Raw genomic sequence first — 15429 nt, 5'->3', positions numbered from 1 at the left:
CTTACGATTTTTCGGGATTTCCGCAGTGACCGATCTCACCTCACTTACCCTTGCCGAGGCGCGCGATGCGCTGAAGGCCAAGTCCTTCACCGCCGTCGAGCTGACGGACGCCTATCTCGCCGCCATGGAAAAAGCGCGCGTACTCAATGCCTATGTCACCGAGACGCCGGACAAGGCGCGCGACATGGCCAGGGCCTCCGACGCGCGCATCGCGGCGGGCAAGGCCGGCGCGCTCGAAGGCCTGCCGCTCGGCATCAAGGATCTCTACGCCACCAAGGGCGTCCATACCCAGGCTTGCAGTCACATCCTCGATGGGTTCGAGCCTACTTACGAAAGCACGGTCAGCGCCAACCTGTGGGCTGATGGCGCCGTCATGCTCGGCAAGCTCAACATGGACGAGTTCGCCATGGGCTCCTCCAACGAGACAAGCCATTACGGCTCGGTGGTCAATCCGTGGCGCCGCAACGGTTCGGACGTCAATCTGGTTCCGGGCGGTTCGTCGGGCGGTTCGGCGGCGGCTGTCGCCGCGCGTCTCTGCCTGGGGGCGACGGCCACCGACACTGGCGGCTCCATCCGCCAGCCGGCCGCCTTCACCGGCACCACAGGCATCAAGCCGACCTATGGACGCTGCTCGCGCTGGGGCCTTGTCGCCTTCGCCTCCTCGCTCGATCAGGCCGGGCCGATTGCGCGCGACGTTCGCGATACGGCCATTCTCCTGAAGTCGATGGCTTCGGTGGATCCCAAGGACACGACGTCGGTCGACCTTCCTGTTCCCGACTATGAGGCCGCCATCGGCAAGTCGGTCAAGGGTTTCAAGATCGGCATTCCCAAGGAGTACCGGCTCGACGGCATGCCGGCCGAGATCGACGCGCTCTGGCAGAAGGGCATCGACATTCTGCGCGAGGCGGGCGCGGAGATCGTCGATATCTCGTTGCCGCACACCAAATACGCGCTGCCGGCCTACTATATCGTCGCGCCGGCCGAGGCGTCGTCGAACCTCGCTCGCTATGACGGCGTCCGCTACGGCCTGCGCGTGCCGGGCTCGGATATCATCGACATGTACGAGAATACCCGCGCCGCCGGTTTCGGCGCCGAGGTGAAGCGCCGCATCCTGATCGGTACCTACGTGCTGTCGGCCGGCTACTACGACGCCTACTACCTGCGCGCCCAGAAGGTCCGCACGCTGATCAAGCGCGACTTCGAGACCGTCTATGCCGCGGGCGTCGATGCGATCCTGACGCCGGCGACACCGTCGGCCGCCTTCGGAATCGGCGAGAAGGCCGATGCCGATCCGGTGGAAATGTACCTCAACGACGTCTTCACCGTGACGGTCAACATGGCCGGCCTGCCGGGCCTCGCCGTGCCGGCCGGGCTCTCCGCCGAAGGCTTGCCGCTCGGCCTGCAGTTGATCGGCCGGCCGTTCGATGAGGAGACGCTGTTCACACTCGGTTCGACCATCGAGAAGGCCGTGGGAACATTCACGCCGAAGCAGTGGTGGTAAGGGGAGAGAAGAACATGAACATGGCAGTCCGCACCCCCGACCCCAAGAAGCTCATCAAGGGCGCCACCGGCGACTGGGAGATCATCATCGGCCTCGAAGTGCACGCCCAGGTCTCTTCCAACGCCAAGCTGTTCTCCGGCGCTTCGGCCGTCTTTGGCGCCGAGCCGAACATGCACGTGTCGCTCGTCGACGCGGCGATGCCCGGCATGCTGCCGGTGATCAACGAAGAGTGCGTTGCGCAGGCCATCCGCACCGGCCTTGGTCTCAAGGCGGAGATCAACCTCTACTCGGTGTTCGATCGCAAGAACTACTTCTATCCGGATCTGCCGCAGGGCTATCAGATCAGCCAGTACAAGCAGCCGATCGTCGGCGAGGGCAAGGTGCTGCTCGACATGCCCGAGGGCGTCGTCGAAATCGGCATCGAACGGCTGCACCTTGAGCAGGATGCCGGCAAGTCGATCCACGATCAGCACCCGACCATGTCCTTCGTCGACCTCAACCGTTCGGGCGTGGCTCTGATGGAGATCGTCTCCAAGCCCGACCTTCGCTCGTCGGAGGAGGTGAAGGCCTATCTCGCCAAGCTTCGGACCATCCTGCGCTATCTCGGTACCTGTGACGGCAACATGGAAGAGGGCTCCATGCGTGCCGATATCAACGTCTCCGTGCGCAAGCCCGGCGACCCGCTTGGCACGCGTTGCGAGATCAAGAACGTCAACTCCATGCGCTTCGCTGCCCAGGCGGTCGAGTTCGAGGCGCGCCGGCAGATCGGCATCATCGAGGACGGCGGCAAGATCGACCAGGAAACCCGGCTCTACGATCCGGGCAAGGGCGAGACGCGGTCGATGCGATCGAAGGAAGAGGCGCACGACTATCGCTATTTCCCGGATCCGGACCTGTTGCCGCTTGAGCTCGATCCCGCTTGGGTGGAGGGGCTGAAGGCCAACCTTCCCGAACTGCCGGACGAGAAGAAGGCCCGCTTCGTCGCCGACTACGGCATAACGCCCTATGACGCCATGGTGCTGACGCTCGAACGCGCCTCGGCCGACTATTACGAGCTGGTGGCGAAGAAGCGTGACGGCAAGGCCGTTGCCAACTTCATGATCAACGAGCTGTTCGGCCGCCTCAACAAGGATGGCAAGGGCATCGAGGCGTCGCCGGTGACGCCCGATCAGCTTGGCGCCATCGTCGACCTGATCGGCGACGGCACCATCTCGGGCAAGATCGCCAAAGACCTGTTCGAGATCGTCTACACAGAAGGTGGCGATCCAAAGAAGCTGGTCGAAGAGCGCGGCCTCAAGCAGGTCACCGACACCGGCGCCATCGAGAAGGCCGTCGACGAGGTGATCGCCGCCAACCCCGACAAGGCGGAACAGGCCAAGGCGAAGCCGACTCTCAGCGGATGGTTCGTCGGCCAGGTGATGAAGGCCACCGGCGGCAAGGCCAATCCGCAGGCGGTCAACGATCTCGTAAAGGCCAAGCTCGGAATCGAATAAGCGTCGACGAGGGCGGCACAAGCTGCCCTCCGCAAACGGCAATTTGCTTCAAGGCGGCCTACGGGCCGCCTTTTTGTCATGTGGCGGAAGGTTTGGTTAACCCTGTTCGTTAAGCCTGCCTTATCGGCACCATCGTTAATGTCAGGAGGCTGGGGTTCCGCGGCGTAGGCCGTACAGTCCGTTTCATTCCCCCCAGCCCGAGCGATCGATGGATATTGCAACCCTTCTAGGCGTTTTCGGCGGCTTTGCCGTGCTCTATGTAGCCGTCATCCTCGAAGGTTCGAACATCATGATGTTCATGAACCTTCTGGCCACCGTCGTCGTGGTCGTCGGCGCCCTGGTTGCGATGCTCGGTCGGTATACGCTCAAGACCTTCCCTGTGGCCGTGTTCGGCGGCTTCAAGGAAGCCGTCATGTACAAGACGCATGATACCTTCCACCTGCTCGACCAGTTGACCGAAATCGCCGAGGTGGCGCGCAAGCAAGGCCCTCTGGGCCTTGAGAAGCTGGAAATCGACGAGCCTTTCCTTCAGAAGGCGATCCAGATGATCGCCGACGGCTATTCCGGCGAAACCATCCAGCACGTTCTCGAGCGCGAGCGCGACTTGCAGCACGAGCGTCTGCACATGGGGCACACCGCCTGGGCCAAGATCGCCGAGGCTGCGCCGGGCATGGGCATGGTCGGCACCATCATCGGCCTCGTGTCGCTGTTCGCTCACATGTCCGACCCCAAGCAGATCGGTCCGGCCATGTCGATCGCGCTGCTAACCACGCTTTACGGGGCGGTTGTTGCGAATGTCGTCGCGGCTCCCGTGGCCGACAAGCTGGCGAACCGGGCCAATCACGAGGCGGAAGTCCAGTCGATGGTCATCGACGCGGTGCTGATGATTCGCGAGAACAAGAGCCCCAAGCAGGTGCATGAGGAGCTCCTTTCCTATCTGCCGCTGAAGCACCGGGCCAAGGCGGAAGCTGGCAAGGAAGCCGCCTGACCCTTCGGACGGAGAATTCGATTCCGGTCCCTTGGGGAATCCGGTGGGTTGGCGAGAGATTGGATCGGCGTTTCGACGATCGGGACTCGGGGCAATCGGAAAGCGGAAGGACGGCGGGATGAGCGGCAAGAAGAAGGGCGGCGGCGGTGGCGGACACGGCGGAGCGCCGTGGGTCATCACCTTTGCCGACCTGATGGCTCTCCTGATGGCGCTTTTCGTGATGATCGTGTCCTTCTCCAGCCAGGACGAGCAGAAGCTGCACGAGGCCGCCGGTTCGATGCGCGACGCCTTCGGCTACCAGTCGGTGCAGCGCCCTGCCGGCATGATCGAGCAGAGCGGGTTGCCGGAGCGCAAGTATCTGCGCAACGTTCAACCGATGTCTTTGTCGGATGCGGTGGAATTCGCCACTGACTTCAACGATCAGTATGAGAAGCAGGGACCGGAGGTGAACACCAACCGGTTCGAGAAGGCCGCCGAGAGCAAGCCGCGCGAGTATCTGACGGCGTCGGAGTCGCTACGGCAGGCGCTGCAGGACCTGCCCGACTACGCCGAGCTTTCCAAGCAGATCATCCTCAACGTCACCGAGGACGGCCTGCACATCTCGATCATCGATCAGGATGGTCGGCCGATGTTCGCCTCGCAGTCGAGCGAACCGACCGACCGCATGAAGATCCTGCTGTCGCGCATCGCCCCGGTCATCCAGCAGTTGCCGGGCCGGCTTCAGATTATCGGGCATACCGAATCGACTGGCGACATGGCCATTCCCGGTGGCGCCGCCTGGGCGCTTTCCGCCAAGCGGGCGCTTGCCACGGCGGAAATCCTCGGCAGCTTCGGCCTCGGGCCGGGCAGCCTAGCCCAGGTGATCGGCGTCGCCGACAAGGATCCGATGTTCCCCGACGATCCTTTCCTATCCGGCAATCGCCGCATCGAGCTCGTGCTGCTCAAGGAAGCACCGGCCCTACCGAGCGAGAGTCCGTTCTGACCGCAAGGTTGAGGCAAGCGAGCGATTGGAGTCTCCGTCGGATCTACTCCGACAGGGCCTCTTCATGACCGACTCATCCTCGTCCGAGCCCGGTGATCGTCGCCGGGAAGATCGCCACAGGACGCGACTCCGAGGTGGCATTCTCCGGAGCCGCGATGGCCTACGGCTCGCCGACTGCCTGATCCGCGACCGTTCGGCGAGAGGCGCCAAGCTGGTTCTTGCCGAGATGCGGCCGCTGCCGCTCGACCTGGAGCTTGAGGACGAAGCGGATCATCGGCGCTACCATGTGCGGATTATCAGGCGCGACGGTTTGGAGATCGGGGTCGTCGTTGAAAGCGAGGCGATCGCTCCGCCGACCTGAACACGCCGAGTTCATCGCCCGCCTCTTTTCGCCGGCACGGGCAGCAAATATGCTGGCCCGCCCTAAGCCGATAACGGAAACGGGTGAGGAGAAGCCGATGACCGCGACCCAGACCAAACCAATCGACCTCTACTACTGGCCGACGCCGAACGGCCACAAGATCACGATCATGCTCGAGGAGCTCGGCGTTCCCTACAATCTGCATTTCATCAATATCGGCAAGGGCGACCAGTTCCAGCCGGATTTCCTGGCGATATCGCCCAACAACAAGATGCCGGCCATCGTCGACCCCGAAGGGCCGGACGGCAAGCCGATTTCGGTATTCGAGTCCGGCGCCATTCTGCTCTATCTCGGCCGCAAGTTCGGCAAGTTCTATCCGTCGGACGAGCGCGGCCGTGTCGAGGTCGAACAGTGGCTGATGTGGCAGATGGGCGGCTTCGGACCGATGCTCGGTCAGAACCATCACTTTGCGCTCTATGCGCCTGAGAAGCTTCCCTATGCCATCAAGCGCTATAGGGATGAGACGCACCGCCTCTATGGCGTGCTCGAAAAGCAGCTCAGCGGCAAGGACTTCATCTGCGGCGATTATTCCATCGTCGACATGGCTTGTGTCGGCTGGGCGCGCGGCTGGGAACGCCAGGACATAAAGGCGGAAGAGTTTCCGAACGTGATGGCCTGGATCGATCGGGTTTCAAACCGCCCTGCCACTGCTAAGGCGCTCGCCATTACCGCGCCGACGCCGGCAAGCAATCTTGCCGACGACAAGGAAGCGCAGAAGGTGCTTTTCAACCAGCGGGCTCGCTAACGACCGTCTCGGTGCGCTCAATTCGCGCAAGCCGCGGATGATCGGCCACCTTTAGCAAGGCGCGCGACTAAAGTTGTATGCCGCCTCGGAGTCCCGGAGATGCCGAGGCGGTTTCATCGAACTGTGAATGGCTCATACATGCGGGCGGTTGGCAGATAATCGTTCACATTTTATGTATTTTATGAGTCATTATGAATAAATATCCCGTCGTGTTATTGTTATTGCCTTACCTGGCAGTCGCGACGGAGTGCAGGCATGACGGCCTCTCAAAACTCGCTGCATATGCAGGATGTTCTGAAGCAACTTCGCAATCCCAATGTTCGCGTTGGGGATGGCCGGCGCTACAAGAGAGCTAGGTGTTTCCTGCTCGCCACCGTGCAGCACAATAAATATACGTGCGAGTGCATCGTTGAAGACATGAGTGTGGGGGGCTGCCGGGTCAACAATACCGATGGTCAGCTCTCCGTGGGCGAGACGGTGGTCATCAACATCCCCGAGCAGAAGATGTCGCTCAACGGCATGGTGATGTGGGTACGCGGCAAAGCGGCGGGGCTCTGCTTCAATCTATCGATATAGCCATCCTTGATCGTGGTTTCCGGAAGGTTTCGCGACGTCTGGGGTGCGTTCCTGTCGGGACGGCCGTGTTCCCCGAAAATGGCGGATTCGATGGTTGATATCTCCTGAACATAACATTCCATTCAGTTTTTGTTTGCTGCTTGTTAAGTCTGCAATTTAATCTGCTTTTTAATCAATTGGCGCAGCATGATCACATCTTCGGAACACGAAGATACGAGGCGGAAGACCTCGGAGAATACAGAACAGGGAAAATGATCATGGCTCGTCTTGAACTGAACTCGATCGATCAACTGGCCGGCGGCGCCGGTGCCACCAGCGACATCCTCTATGAACTCGGCGTGATGTACGCGGTTGGGCGTGATGTGGAGCAGAACCTCATCGAGGCCCACAAGTGGTTCAACATCGCCGCTTTCCGTGGTTCCGAAAGTGCCGCCCGCTACCGTCGCGAGCTCGCCGACGAAATGTCTTCGGTTGAGATCGCCGCTGCCCAGCGCGAAGCGCGCGAGTGGATTTCGCTGCATTGATCGACGCGGTCGGCCCCGGAACGGGCCCCGCGGCAAGACTTGAGAGTTACGTGCCCGAGGTTGAGGGCAACTGACGGCGGTTCTTCCCTTGGGGAAGGGCCGCCGTTTCGTATGATTGGCACCGCGAAGGGCAGGACAGGGCGGGGAAGCTGTGCTATGGCCGGGCAAATCAGCCAGAGGACAGCCCATGGACAAGTCGTTCATCGCCCGCGAGACCGCCCGCCTCCTGCTGGAGGTCGAGGCCATCCAGTTCAACCCGGAAAAGCCGTATATCTTCACCTCCGGCTGGGCGAGCCCCGTCTATACCGACTGCCGCAAGCTCATTTCCTTCCCGCGCCTGCGCAAGCGGCTGATGGCCTTCGCCGAGGAGATCATCCTGTCGGAGATCGGCGCCGAGTCGCTCGATGCCGTGGCGGGTGGAGAAACGGCGGGCATTCCCTTTGCCGCCTGGCTTTCCGATCGCCTCGAACTGCCGATGCTCTACGTGCGCAAGAAGCCGAAGGGTTTCGGTCGCAATGCCCAGATCGAGGGCGACGTCAAGGAAGGCGCCCGCGCCATCCTGGTGGAGGATCTCGCGTCCGACGGCCGTTCCAAGCTGATCTTCACCAAGGCCATGCGTGACGCAGGCCTCAAGGTGAGCCATGCCTTCGTCGTCTTCCACTATGGCATCTTCCCGTCCTCGATCGAGGTGCTGGCCACCGACGGCATCACGCTGCACGCGCTTGCCACCTGGTGGGACGTGCTGGCCGAAGCCAAGGCGTCGAACCGCTTTCCGGCGGCGATGCTGGCGGAAGTCGAGAAGTTCCTGCATGCCCCGGCCGAGTGGTCGGCGGCGCATGGGGGCAGGGCTTCCTTCGAGGGATGACAAGATCGGGACGCGATGGACGCCCCGTCTATCCGGCCCGCTTTCCTTCGGCGTCGATCACCAGTTCGCCGTCTTCCTTGGCGAAGGGTCCGGGCGGCCAACGATCGAGGAGGTCGAGCACCTGCTCGCTCGGCCGGCAGAGCGCGGTGCCCTTGGCCGTCACGACGATGGGCCGCTCGACGAGAATCGGGTGAGCGATCATCGCTTCGATGATGTCTTCGTCTGCTACAGAGGGGTCGGTGAGGCCGAGTTCGGCGGCTGGGGACTTCTTGACACGCAACGCATCGCGAGGGGCGATGCCGGCGGCGGCGAACAGCGCGAGAAGCTGTGGCTTGGTCCAACCGGTCTTGAGATACTCGATGACGACAGGCGCATAGCCCGCCGCCTCGATGATACGGACCACGTTGCGCGATGTGCCGCAGTCGGGATTGTGAAAGATGACGACGTCGGTGACGGGCATGTCGGGTCTCCGTTGATCTGTGCCGTTATACCGACCCTTGCCGCCAACCGAAACGATTTGCCGCCCGTCGCGCGCTTTTGAACTCGGCAGTCCCTCGTCTTTTTGAGACTTTTGGCTTATGGGAGCGGAAACAATCTGAAAGGACCCGATGACCCACTACGCCGCCCCCGTTTTCGCCGTTGCGCCGATGCTCGATTGGACTGACAGGGCCTGTCGCCTGTTCCATCGGCAGCTGAGTGCGCATGCGCTGCTCTACACGGAGATGGTGACGACGGCGGCGATCCGTTTCGGGGATCGCGAGCGGCTCTTGGGTTTCTATCCGGAGGAGCACCCGGTTGCCCTTCAACTCGGTGGCTCCGATCCGGCCGAGTTGGCCTTTGCCGCCAAGGTGGGCGAGGACTGGGGCTATGACGAGATCAACCTCAACGTCGGCTGTCCGTCGGACCGCGTGCAGTCGGGCCGTTTCGGCGCCTGTCTGATGCTGGTGCCGGCGCTTGTCGCCGATTGCGTCGCGGCGATGCGCCAGGCGGTCGGCGTGCCGGTGACCGTCAAGTGTCGCATCGGCGTCGACGAACAGGACCCCGAGGAGGCGCTCGACAAGCTCGCCGACGCGGTGATTGCCGCCGGTGTGTCCGCGCTCTGGGTGCATGCGCGCAAGGCGTGGTTGAAGGGGCTGAGCCCCAAGGAAAACCGCGATATTCCGCCGCTCGACTATGATCGCGTCCGCCGTCTCAAGGCACGTTATCCCGATGTGTTCATCGGCATCAATGGTGGCATTAACGACCTCGATACCGCTCTCGATCTTCTGAAGACGCTCGATGGGGTCATGCTGGGGCGCGCCGCCTATCAGGAATCGGCTCTCCTCGGCTCGGTCGACCGGCTCGTCTATGGCGCGGCGACCGACGATGCCGACCCGTTTGCCGTGGTGGAGCGGATGCGGCCCCACATCGCAGCCCATCTCGCCGCCGGCGGGCGGCTCTCGGTCTTCACCCGACACATGCTCGGCCTCTATCACAAGGTTCCCGGCGCTCGCGCCTGGCGCCGCATCCTGACCGAGGGGGGCGTCAAGGAAGGCGCCGGCCTCGAGGTGATCGATGCGGCCCTCGATGCGCTCGCCCGCCGCAAGGCCGCCTGACACCCGAAAGCTCCCTACCGTGCTCCGCCGCCTGCCAAAGCTCGATTACTTCCTCGTCGGCCTCGTCCTTATGGTGGCGCTTGCGCTGATCTGGCCGACGCCCGGCTTGAGCGGCGGGCCTCTGCATTTCGAGTATGTCACCACCTACGGCGTGTCGGTGGTGTTCTTTCTCTATGGCCTGACGTTGTCGCCGGAGCGAATGAGGGCGGGCGTGTTGCACTGGCGGCTGCATATCTGCGTGCAGTTCGCCACCTTCGTGCTGTTCCCGGTGCTGCTTCTGGCCGCAAAGGCACTGATTCCCGGGGCTTTCTCGGAGGATCTCTGGCTCGGCTTCTTCTACGTGGCGGCGCTGCCGTCCACCGTGTCGTCCTCGGTGGCGATGACCAACATCGCACGCGGCAACGTGCCGGCGGCCGTTTTCAATGCTTCACTATCGAGCCTCCTCGGCGTTTTCGTCACGCCGCTCCTGATGAGCTGGTACATGAAGAGCAACGGCATCGACATGCCGCTGTTGCCGGTGATCCTCAAGGTGGTGATGCTGGTGCTGGTGCCGATCGTGCTCGGCCAGATCGCGCGGCGGTGGCTTGGCGAGTGGGCACATCGCAATGCCTTCTGGGTGAAGCTCGCCGACCGCTCCACCATTCTGGCCATCGTCTACAACTCCTTTTGCGACTCCGTGGCCGCGGGTGTCTGGAGCGCCAACGATCTTATGGTCGTGGTGGAAATCGCGGTTGCCTCGGTGGTGCTGTTCCTGGTGGTCTATCTGATCATGAACGGCGTTTGCGCCATGATGGGTTTCAACATTCGCGATCGGATCGCCTGCCAGTTCTGCGGCTCGAAGAAGTCGCTGGCGACCGGCGTGCCCTTGGCCCCGGTGATGTTTGGCCAGAACGCCGCCATCGGCCTGATCGTGGCGCCGATCATGGTCTTTCATTTCCTGCAGTTGGTGATCGTCAGCGTGCTGGCGGCGCGATTTGCGAAGCGGGTGACCGACTGATCAGATCGCCGTGGAAGGGGCGCTCTCGCTCGGGACGAAGGCCGTGGACGGCTGGTTGAACCAGCGGTAGCCAGCGGCAAGCGCGAGGAAAATGGCGAGCCACACCGCGATGTGCCAGAGCCGCGCGTTGACCCTGTGCCGTCCGAGGGCGAGCGAAGCGCCGATCAGCAGGGCGAAGATCGAGAGATAGGCGACATTGGCGAACTGAGCCGGAGCCAGTCCGGCGACGTCGCCAGACCCGCCGAAAATCAACAGAACGCCGGTGGCGACGACGAGGATCGCCACGGCGACATAGAGCACGGGGTGCCGCATGGGCTCAGGCCTCCGATCGGGATGCATTGTCCTGAATGTCGGCTTGCCTCAACCGCTCCGCAAGGCCCGCCATGACCGCCCTTCGCTCTTCGGAGCTCATCGACGTCCAGCGGGCGATCTCGTCGAGCGTACGGCCACAGCCGCGGCAGAGGCTGCCGCCTTCGAGCATTCGACAGACCTTGACGCAGGGCGTCTCCACCATAGCCATCACCTACCGATCAGGAGGCCGATCAGGAACGCCGCCTCCGTGAGAACCTGTGTCGCGCCGAGAATGTCGCCGGTCTGTCCGCCGATCTTCTCACGGGCGAGAGCGCCGAAGGCAAGCGCGGCAAGCGCGGCAAAGGCGATGCCGAGGAGAACGGCTGGCGCCCCGACCAACGCTGGCAGCGGTGACAGAAGCAGAACCGTCACGCCGGCGCCAATCGCCACCGATCGGCGGTCGGGCTGGCCGAGCCGCGCCGCAAGGCCGTCGGGGCGGGCATTGGGTAACGCCGCCCATAGCGCGGTCATGGAAAGGCGGCTCAGGGCACCACCACCCAACACGGCAAAGAGGCCCGCGACCGGATGAAGGAACAGCGCTCCGTAGGCGCTCGCCCGAACGAGCGTCGACAGAACCAACGCGAGGCCGGCGAAGGTGCCGATGCGGCTGTCCTTCATGATGAGCAGCCGCTTTTCCGCCGAGGCGCCGCCAATGAGGCCGTCGGCACTGTCGGCGAGGCCGTCCTCGTGCAGCGCACCGGTGGGCGCGACCAGTGCCGCGACGACGAGGAGTCCGACGAGAAGATCCGGCAGCCCAGCCGCGCTTGCTCCAAGCCCGATGAGGGCCGCCGGCAATGCAATCAGGAAGCCGGCAAATGGCACCGCCGCCGCTGCCCGTGGCAGGTCGGGCAGGGCGCCGGTGTCGTCCCGCCGGCCGAGCTGTGGCACGGGCAGGCGCGAGAAGAAGCGAAGCGAGGCGCCGAGATCGGCAAGGCGGTGGAGGAGTTCGTCACGCAGCATTCTTCGTTTGTAGGCCGGCGTGCGAGTCATGTATAGCGTGACGCCGCTAAATGTTGTGTCGTTTCGCGGTATTGCGACGAATGTGGCACTAAATCCAGACTTGTTGCGTCCAGTTCAATCAGAAAGACGAAGATATGATCCCCTCGATGTCCGGTCTGCCGTTCGACGATTTCCGCGAGTTGATCCGTTCGATGCCGGGACCGGACGAGGCTTCGGTCGACGCCGTTCGTGCGCGCAATGCCCAACTCACCAAGCCGCTCGGGTCTCTCGGCCGGCTGGAGGAGCTTGCCGAGTGGCTGGCGGCCTGGCAGCGGGTGGAGCGGCCGGCAGTGCGCCACCCGATGGTGTCGATCTTCGCTGCCAGCCACGGCGTGGCGGCCAAGGGCGTATCGGCCTTTCCGGTCGAGGTGAACTTCCAGATGGTCGCCAACTTCACGGCTGGCGGGGCCGCCATCAACCAGCTTTGCAAGAGCTATAACTATGGGCTGAAGGTGTTCGAGCTGGCCTTGGAAGTGCCGACGCCGGATATTACCGAAGAGGACGCCTTCGACGAGGCCGGCTGCGCCGCCACCATGGCCTTCGGCATGGAATCGGTGGCCGGTGGCACCGATCTCCTGATGCTCGGCGAAATGGGCATCGGCAATACCACCGTCGCCGCCGCCATCTACCACGCGCTCTACGGCGGCAAGGCGTCCGACTGGATCGGTCGCGGGACGGGCGTCGACGACGCCGGGCTGACGCGCAAACGCGATGCGGTTGCTGCTGCCGTCGATCGCCTCGGCAAGGGCGAGCGTGACGGTCTGGAGGTTCTGCGCCGGGTCGGCGGGCGGGAGATAGCCGCCATGGCCGGCGCCATCATCGCCGCCCGGCACCAGAACATACCTGTGGTCGTCGACGGTTATGTCGTCACCGCCGCGGCGGCCGTGCTGCACGCCGTTGACCCGCACTCCATCGACCATGTTAAGATCGCCCATGCTTCGGTGGAAGGCGCCCACCGTGACGTCATCTCCCGTCTCGGCAAGGAAGCCATCGTCGACCTGAGGTTCCGCCTCGGCGAAGGAACGGGCGCGGCCATCGCCGGTTCGATCATTCGCGCGGCCGCGGATGTTCATTCGGGCATGGCGACCTTTGCCGAAGCTGGCGTCTCCAACAAGTAGTAACCAGATAAAAGAAAGTCTGGACAGTACCTTGCCCAGACTTTCTAATCCTATGTCTTAGGGGTCAACTGACCCGGCTGACGCAGAAATACACGACGTCTTCCAGCGCTGCCCGGTAGGGGCTTTCGTCGAGAACATCGAGGGCCGCGATCGCCTTGTCGCCGTAGGCGCGGGCACGTTCGACGGTGGCGGCGATGGCCTGGTGCTTCGCCAGCAGTTCGATGGCGCGGTCGAGATCGGCGTCTTCGATCTCGCCGCGCTCGATGGTGCGCTGCCAGAACTCGCGATCGGCGTCGCCGCCACGGGCGGCGGCGATCAGGATCGGCAGCGTCACCTTGCCCTCGCGGAAGTCGTCGCCGACCTTCTTGCCGAGCGTCATCGACGAGCCGCCGTAGTCGAGTGCGTCGTCGACGAGCTGGAAGGCAAGGCCGAGTTGGGTGCCATACTCGGCAAGCCCGGTGCGCACTTCGGCTGAACTGCCGGCAATGATCGGCCCAACCTCGGTCGCCGCCGAGAACAATGCCGCCGTCTTGGCGTTGATCACTTGCAGATACTGGTCTTCGCTGGTCGACAGGTGCTTGGCGGCCACGAGCTGCAGCACCTCGCCCTCGGCGATCACGGCGGCGGCACGCGACAACACCGCCAGTGCGTCGAGCGAGCCGACCTCGACCATGGTGCGGAAGGCCTGGCCGAGCAGATAGTCGCCGACCAGCACGCTCGCCTGGTTGCCCCAGACCATGCGCGCCGACGGCTTGCCGCGCCGAAGCTCGCTCTCGTCAACCACATCGTCGTGCAAAAGGGTTGCCGTGTGCATGAACTCGACGGTGGCCGCCAGTTTAACATGCCCGTCGCCCTGATAGCCACAGGCAAGCGCGGCGGCGAGCGTCAGCATCGGCCTCAGGCGCTTGCCGCCGGAATCGATCAGGTGGCGGGCGATCTCCGGGATCATCTCGGCGTTGGCAGCGGCCATGTCGAGGATCATCTGGTTGACCCGCTGCATGTCGGCGTCGACGAGCTGCATAAGTGGCGCGATCGACTTCTCGCGCGGTGCCGCCGGAGCGTTGCTGTGCTGAGGTGCGACCGAGCTCAAACCTTCACTCCCGAAACCGTTCGCCCGGCCTGTCGCCGGTTGTATCCACAACGCTTCCCGTCACGAGTCGGTGCCCGCGCAAGAAAGATTAATTGGGTGACCATTAGGCCGCCAAGCGGATAATGTCCAATCCCGTCGGGGAAGGCCACCGGCATTTCCGGAGGTTTCATGGAAGAATTGATAAGAACCAACGATCTGGTGATCATCTCCTTCGTCGAGGCTTTGCTGAAGGAGGCCGATATCGACTATTTCGTTGCCGATCAGGCGATGAGCGCCCTCGAAGGAATGGTTGGTGCGTTCCCCCGCCGCGTTCTGATTGATGCAGACGATTCCGAGCGTGCGAGGCGCCTCGTCACAGACGCAGGTCTCGGTCACGAGTTGCGCCCGGTGCCTAAAGCGGGACGGTAGGCATGAACTTTCCTGGTGGTGTCAGTCGTGACGGTTTTCTCGGCAACCAGCTCATGATCGATCAACCCGTGTCCGGTGCGCACCGGGCCGGTCTCGACGCCGTGCTGCTTGCCGCTGCACTGTCCGAGGGAACATCCGGCCATGTCGTGGACTTGGGCGCCGGCGTTGGCGTGGCCGGTTTGGCGGTCGCGCGGAGGCTGCCCGAGACCAGCGTCACCCTGGTGGAAGTCGATCCGGAACTGGCGCGCCTTGCCGAGGGCAATGCAGCGCTTAACGCGGGCATGGCCGACCGTGTCCACGTCGTCGTCGCCGACGTGCTTGCACGAGCTGTCGAGCGGCGGGCGGCGGGGCTTGTTGACGACATGGCCGACCATCTCATCATGAACCCGCCATTCCATCTCGCCGATCGCGGCCGGTCGTCCCCGGCGCCATCGCGGGCTCAGGCGCATGTACTGGAGGCCGAGGCCATCGATGGCTGGATACGAACCACCGCCGCCGTTTTGAAGCCGTCGGGCACGCTGACGATGATCTTCCGGGCCGACGAACTGCAAAGGTTGTTATCCGCGATCGGCAGCCGCTTCGGCTCCCTCTCGCTGCTGCCGGTTCACGCGCATGCCGGAGAGCCGGCGCACCGGTTGATCTTGCGGGGAAGACCGCAAGGGCGGGCGCCGCTTCGCATTCTGCCGGGACTGGTGCTCCATGCGCCGGACGGCAGTTTCCATCCGGATGTCGATGACGTGCTTCGAGGCGCAAGCCTGCCGGTCGTCTGGTGGTAG

At 63.4% G+C, this 15429-nt stretch carries 19 protein-coding genes; 14 read left to right on the top strand and 5 right to left on the bottom strand.

The window, feature by feature from the left end; all coding sequences use genetic code 11:
* Nucleotides 1-25: 25 nt before the first annotated feature.
* The 9 genes from gatA (at nucleotide 26) to M4J39_RS03075 (ending at nucleotide 8095) form a co-directional block, all read left to right on the top strand.
* Complete coding sequence (gene gatA, locus M4J39_RS03115; RefSeq protein ID WP_251726333.1) at nucleotides 26-1501, top strand: Asp-tRNA(Asn)/Glu-tRNA(Gln) amidotransferase subunit GatA; 1476 nt, start codon at nucleotides 26-28, stop codon at nucleotides 1499-1501.
* Between the two features lie 14 nt (nucleotides 1502-1515).
* Complete coding sequence (gatB, locus tag M4J39_RS03110) at nucleotides 1516-2994, top strand: Asp-tRNA(Asn)/Glu-tRNA(Gln) amidotransferase subunit GatB (protein ID WP_251726332.1); 1479 nt, start codon at nucleotides 1516-1518, stop codon at nucleotides 2992-2994.
* A gap of 208 nt (nucleotides 2995-3202) precedes the next feature.
* Entirely contained in the window at nucleotides 3203-3982 is a 780-nt protein-coding gene (locus M4J39_RS03105; protein ID WP_251726331.1) for a MotA/TolQ/ExbB proton channel family protein, read from the top strand.
* Between the two features lie 118 nt (nucleotides 3983-4100).
* Nucleotides 4101-4964, top strand: coding sequence for a flagellar motor protein MotB (locus M4J39_RS03100; RefSeq protein WP_251726330.1), 864 nt, complete (start codon nucleotides 4101-4103; stop codon nucleotides 4962-4964).
* Nucleotides 4965-5028: 64 nt separating this feature from the next.
* The gene (locus M4J39_RS03095) at nucleotides 5029-5325 is read left to right on the top strand and encodes a hypothetical protein (protein ID WP_251726329.1); all 297 of its coding nucleotides are present in this window, start codon (nucleotides 5029-5031) and stop codon (nucleotides 5323-5325) included.
* A 97-nt stretch (nucleotides 5326-5422) separates the two neighbouring features.
* On the top strand, nucleotides 5423-6130 hold the full coding sequence (locus M4J39_RS03090) for a glutathione binding-like protein (RefSeq protein WP_251726328.1): 708 nt from the start codon (nucleotides 5423-5425) through the stop codon (nucleotides 6128-6130).
* 255 nt (nucleotides 6131-6385) lie between these two features.
* On the top strand, nucleotides 6386-6706 hold the full coding sequence (locus M4J39_RS03085) for a PilZ domain-containing protein (RefSeq protein WP_251726327.1): 321 nt from the start codon (nucleotides 6386-6388) through the stop codon (nucleotides 6704-6706).
* A gap of 257 nt (nucleotides 6707-6963) precedes the next feature.
* Nucleotides 6964-7230, top strand: coding sequence for a sel1 repeat family protein (locus M4J39_RS03080; RefSeq protein ID WP_251726326.1), 267 nt, complete (start codon nucleotides 6964-6966; stop codon nucleotides 7228-7230).
* Nucleotides 7231-7417: 187 nt separating this feature from the next.
* Complete coding sequence (locus M4J39_RS03075; RefSeq protein WP_251726325.1) at nucleotides 7418-8095, top strand: orotate phosphoribosyltransferase; 678 nt, start codon at nucleotides 7418-7420, stop codon at nucleotides 8093-8095.
* Nucleotides 8096-8123: 28 nt separating this feature from the next.
* Here M4J39_RS03075 and arsC read toward each other — a convergent pair whose 3' ends face one another.
* Nucleotides 8124-8555, bottom strand: coding sequence for an arsenate reductase (glutaredoxin) (gene arsC, locus M4J39_RS03070; protein WP_251726324.1), 432 nt, complete (start codon nucleotides 8553-8555; stop codon nucleotides 8124-8126).
* 148 nt (nucleotides 8556-8703) lie between these two features.
* On the opposite strand from arsC, the gene dusA reads away from it, so the two are divergent.
* Nucleotides 8704-9690: a tRNA dihydrouridine(20/20a) synthase DusA gene (gene dusA / locus M4J39_RS03065; RefSeq protein WP_251726323.1), complete on the top strand. Its 987-nt coding sequence runs from the start codon at nucleotides 8704-8706 to the stop codon at nucleotides 9688-9690.
* A gap of 19 nt (nucleotides 9691-9709) precedes the next feature.
* Complete coding sequence (locus tag M4J39_RS03060) at nucleotides 9710-10687, top strand: bile acid:sodium symporter (protein ID WP_251726322.1); 978 nt, start codon at nucleotides 9710-9712, stop codon at nucleotides 10685-10687.
* Here the strand turns inward: M4J39_RS03060 and M4J39_RS03055 are convergent, their stop codons facing one another.
* From M4J39_RS03055 to M4J39_RS03045, 3 genes are read right to left on the bottom strand one after another with little or no spacing between them, the layout of a single operon-like run.
* The gene (locus M4J39_RS03055) at nucleotides 10688-10999 is read right to left on the bottom strand and encodes a hypothetical protein (protein WP_251726321.1); all 312 of its coding nucleotides are present in this window, start codon (nucleotides 10997-10999) and stop codon (nucleotides 10688-10690) included.
* Between the two features lie 4 nt (nucleotides 11000-11003).
* Entirely contained in the window at nucleotides 11004-11201 is a 198-nt protein-coding gene (locus M4J39_RS03050) for a DUF1289 domain-containing protein (protein ID WP_371875372.1), read from the bottom strand.
* A 5-nt stretch (nucleotides 11202-11206) separates the two neighbouring features.
* Nucleotides 11207-12028, bottom strand: a complete 822-nt coding sequence (locus tag M4J39_RS03045) for an adenosylcobinamide-GDP ribazoletransferase (RefSeq protein WP_251726320.1) — start codon at nucleotides 12026-12028, stop codon at nucleotides 11207-11209.
* Nucleotides 12029-12132: 104 nt separating this feature from the next.
* Between M4J39_RS03045 and cobT the strand changes: the two genes are divergently transcribed.
* Nucleotides 12133-13155 (top strand): nicotinate-nucleotide--dimethylbenzimidazole phosphoribosyltransferase, encoded by a 1023-nt coding sequence (gene cobT / locus M4J39_RS03040; protein ID WP_251726319.1) that lies wholly within the window; start codon nucleotides 12133-12135, stop codon nucleotides 13153-13155.
* Between the two features lie 64 nt (nucleotides 13156-13219).
* Here the strand turns inward: cobT and M4J39_RS03035 are convergent, their stop codons facing one another.
* Nucleotides 13220-14176 (bottom strand): polyprenyl synthetase family protein, encoded by a 957-nt coding sequence (locus M4J39_RS03035; RefSeq protein ID WP_251726787.1) that lies wholly within the window; start codon nucleotides 14174-14176, stop codon nucleotides 13220-13222.
* A 237-nt stretch (nucleotides 14177-14413) separates the two neighbouring features.
* Between M4J39_RS03035 and M4J39_RS03030 the strand changes: the two genes are divergently transcribed.
* Together M4J39_RS03030 and M4J39_RS03025 are read left to right on the top strand one after the other, a co-directional pair.
* Entirely contained in the window at nucleotides 14414-14653 is a 240-nt protein-coding gene (locus tag M4J39_RS03030) for a DUF2007 domain-containing protein (RefSeq protein WP_251726318.1), read from the top strand.
* A 2-nt stretch (nucleotides 14654-14655) separates the two neighbouring features.
* On the top strand, nucleotides 14656-15429 hold the full coding sequence (locus M4J39_RS03025) for a tRNA1(Val) (adenine(37)-N6)-methyltransferase (RefSeq protein ID WP_251726317.1): 774 nt from the start codon (nucleotides 14656-14658) through the stop codon (nucleotides 15427-15429).

This window comes from Pleomorphomonas sp. NRK KF1 (assembly GCF_023721755.1).
In the GTDB taxonomy this organism is placed as follows: Bacteria; Pseudomonadota; Alphaproteobacteria; order Rhizobiales; family Pleomorphomonadaceae; genus Pleomorphomonas.
Note: the sequence above shows the minus strand (reverse complement) of the source record. Positions and strands in the feature narration are given on the sequence as shown.

What these genes read in the sequence shown, in the direction of transcription:
- cobT (WP_251726319.1), top strand. Translation starts at nt 12,133, where the DNA reads ATGATCCCCTCGATGTCCGGTCTGCCGTTCGACGATTTCCGCGAGTTG.
- M4J39_RS03045 (WP_251726320.1), bottom strand. Translation starts at nt 12,028, where the DNA reads ATGACTCGCACGCCGGCCTACAAACGAAGAATGCTGCGTGACGAACTC.
- M4J39_RS03085 (WP_251726327.1), top strand. Translation starts at nt 6,386, where the DNA reads ATGACGGCCTCTCAAAACTCGCTGCATATGCAGGATGTTCTGAAGCAA.
- M4J39_RS03030 (WP_251726318.1), top strand. Translation starts at nt 14,414, where the DNA reads ATGGAAGAATTGATAAGAACCAACGATCTGGTGATCATCTCCTTCGTC.
- arsC (WP_251726324.1), bottom strand. Translation starts at nt 8,555, where the DNA reads ATGCCCGTCACCGACGTCGTCATCTTTCACAATCCCGACTGCGGCACA.
- M4J39_RS03090 (WP_251726328.1), top strand. Translation starts at nt 5,423, where the DNA reads ATGACCGCGACCCAGACCAAACCAATCGACCTCTACTACTGGCCGACG.
- M4J39_RS03035 (WP_251726787.1), bottom strand. Translation starts at nt 14,176, where the DNA reads ATGCAGCTCGTCGACGCCGACATGCAGCGGGTCAACCAGATGATCCTC.
- M4J39_RS03055 (WP_251726321.1), bottom strand. Translation starts at nt 10,999, where the DNA reads ATGCGGCACCCCGTGCTCTATGTCGCCGTGGCGATCCTCGTCGTCGCC.
- M4J39_RS03100 (WP_251726330.1), top strand. Translation starts at nt 4,101, where the DNA reads ATGAGCGGCAAGAAGAAGGGCGGCGGCGGTGGCGGACACGGCGGAGCG.
- gatB (WP_251726332.1), top strand. Translation starts at nt 1,516, where the DNA reads ATGAACATGGCAGTCCGCACCCCCGACCCCAAGAAGCTCATCAAGGGC.
- M4J39_RS03025 (WP_251726317.1), top strand. Translation starts at nt 14,656, where the DNA reads ATGAACTTTCCTGGTGGTGTCAGTCGTGACGGTTTTCTCGGCAACCAG.
- M4J39_RS03080 (WP_251726326.1), top strand. Translation starts at nt 6,964, where the DNA reads ATGGCTCGTCTTGAACTGAACTCGATCGATCAACTGGCCGGCGGCGCC.
- M4J39_RS03105 (WP_251726331.1), top strand. Translation starts at nt 3,203, where the DNA reads ATGGATATTGCAACCCTTCTAGGCGTTTTCGGCGGCTTTGCCGTGCTC.
- dusA (WP_251726323.1), top strand. Translation starts at nt 8,704, where the DNA reads ATGACCCACTACGCCGCCCCCGTTTTCGCCGTTGCGCCGATGCTCGAT.
- M4J39_RS03095 (WP_251726329.1), top strand. Translation starts at nt 5,029, where the DNA reads ATGACCGACTCATCCTCGTCCGAGCCCGGTGATCGTCGCCGGGAAGAT.
- M4J39_RS03075 (WP_251726325.1), top strand. Translation starts at nt 7,418, where the DNA reads ATGGACAAGTCGTTCATCGCCCGCGAGACCGCCCGCCTCCTGCTGGAG.
- M4J39_RS03050 (WP_371875372.1), bottom strand. Translation starts at nt 11,201, where the DNA reads ATGGTGGAGACGCCCTGCGTCAAGGTCTGTCGAATGCTCGAAGGCGGC.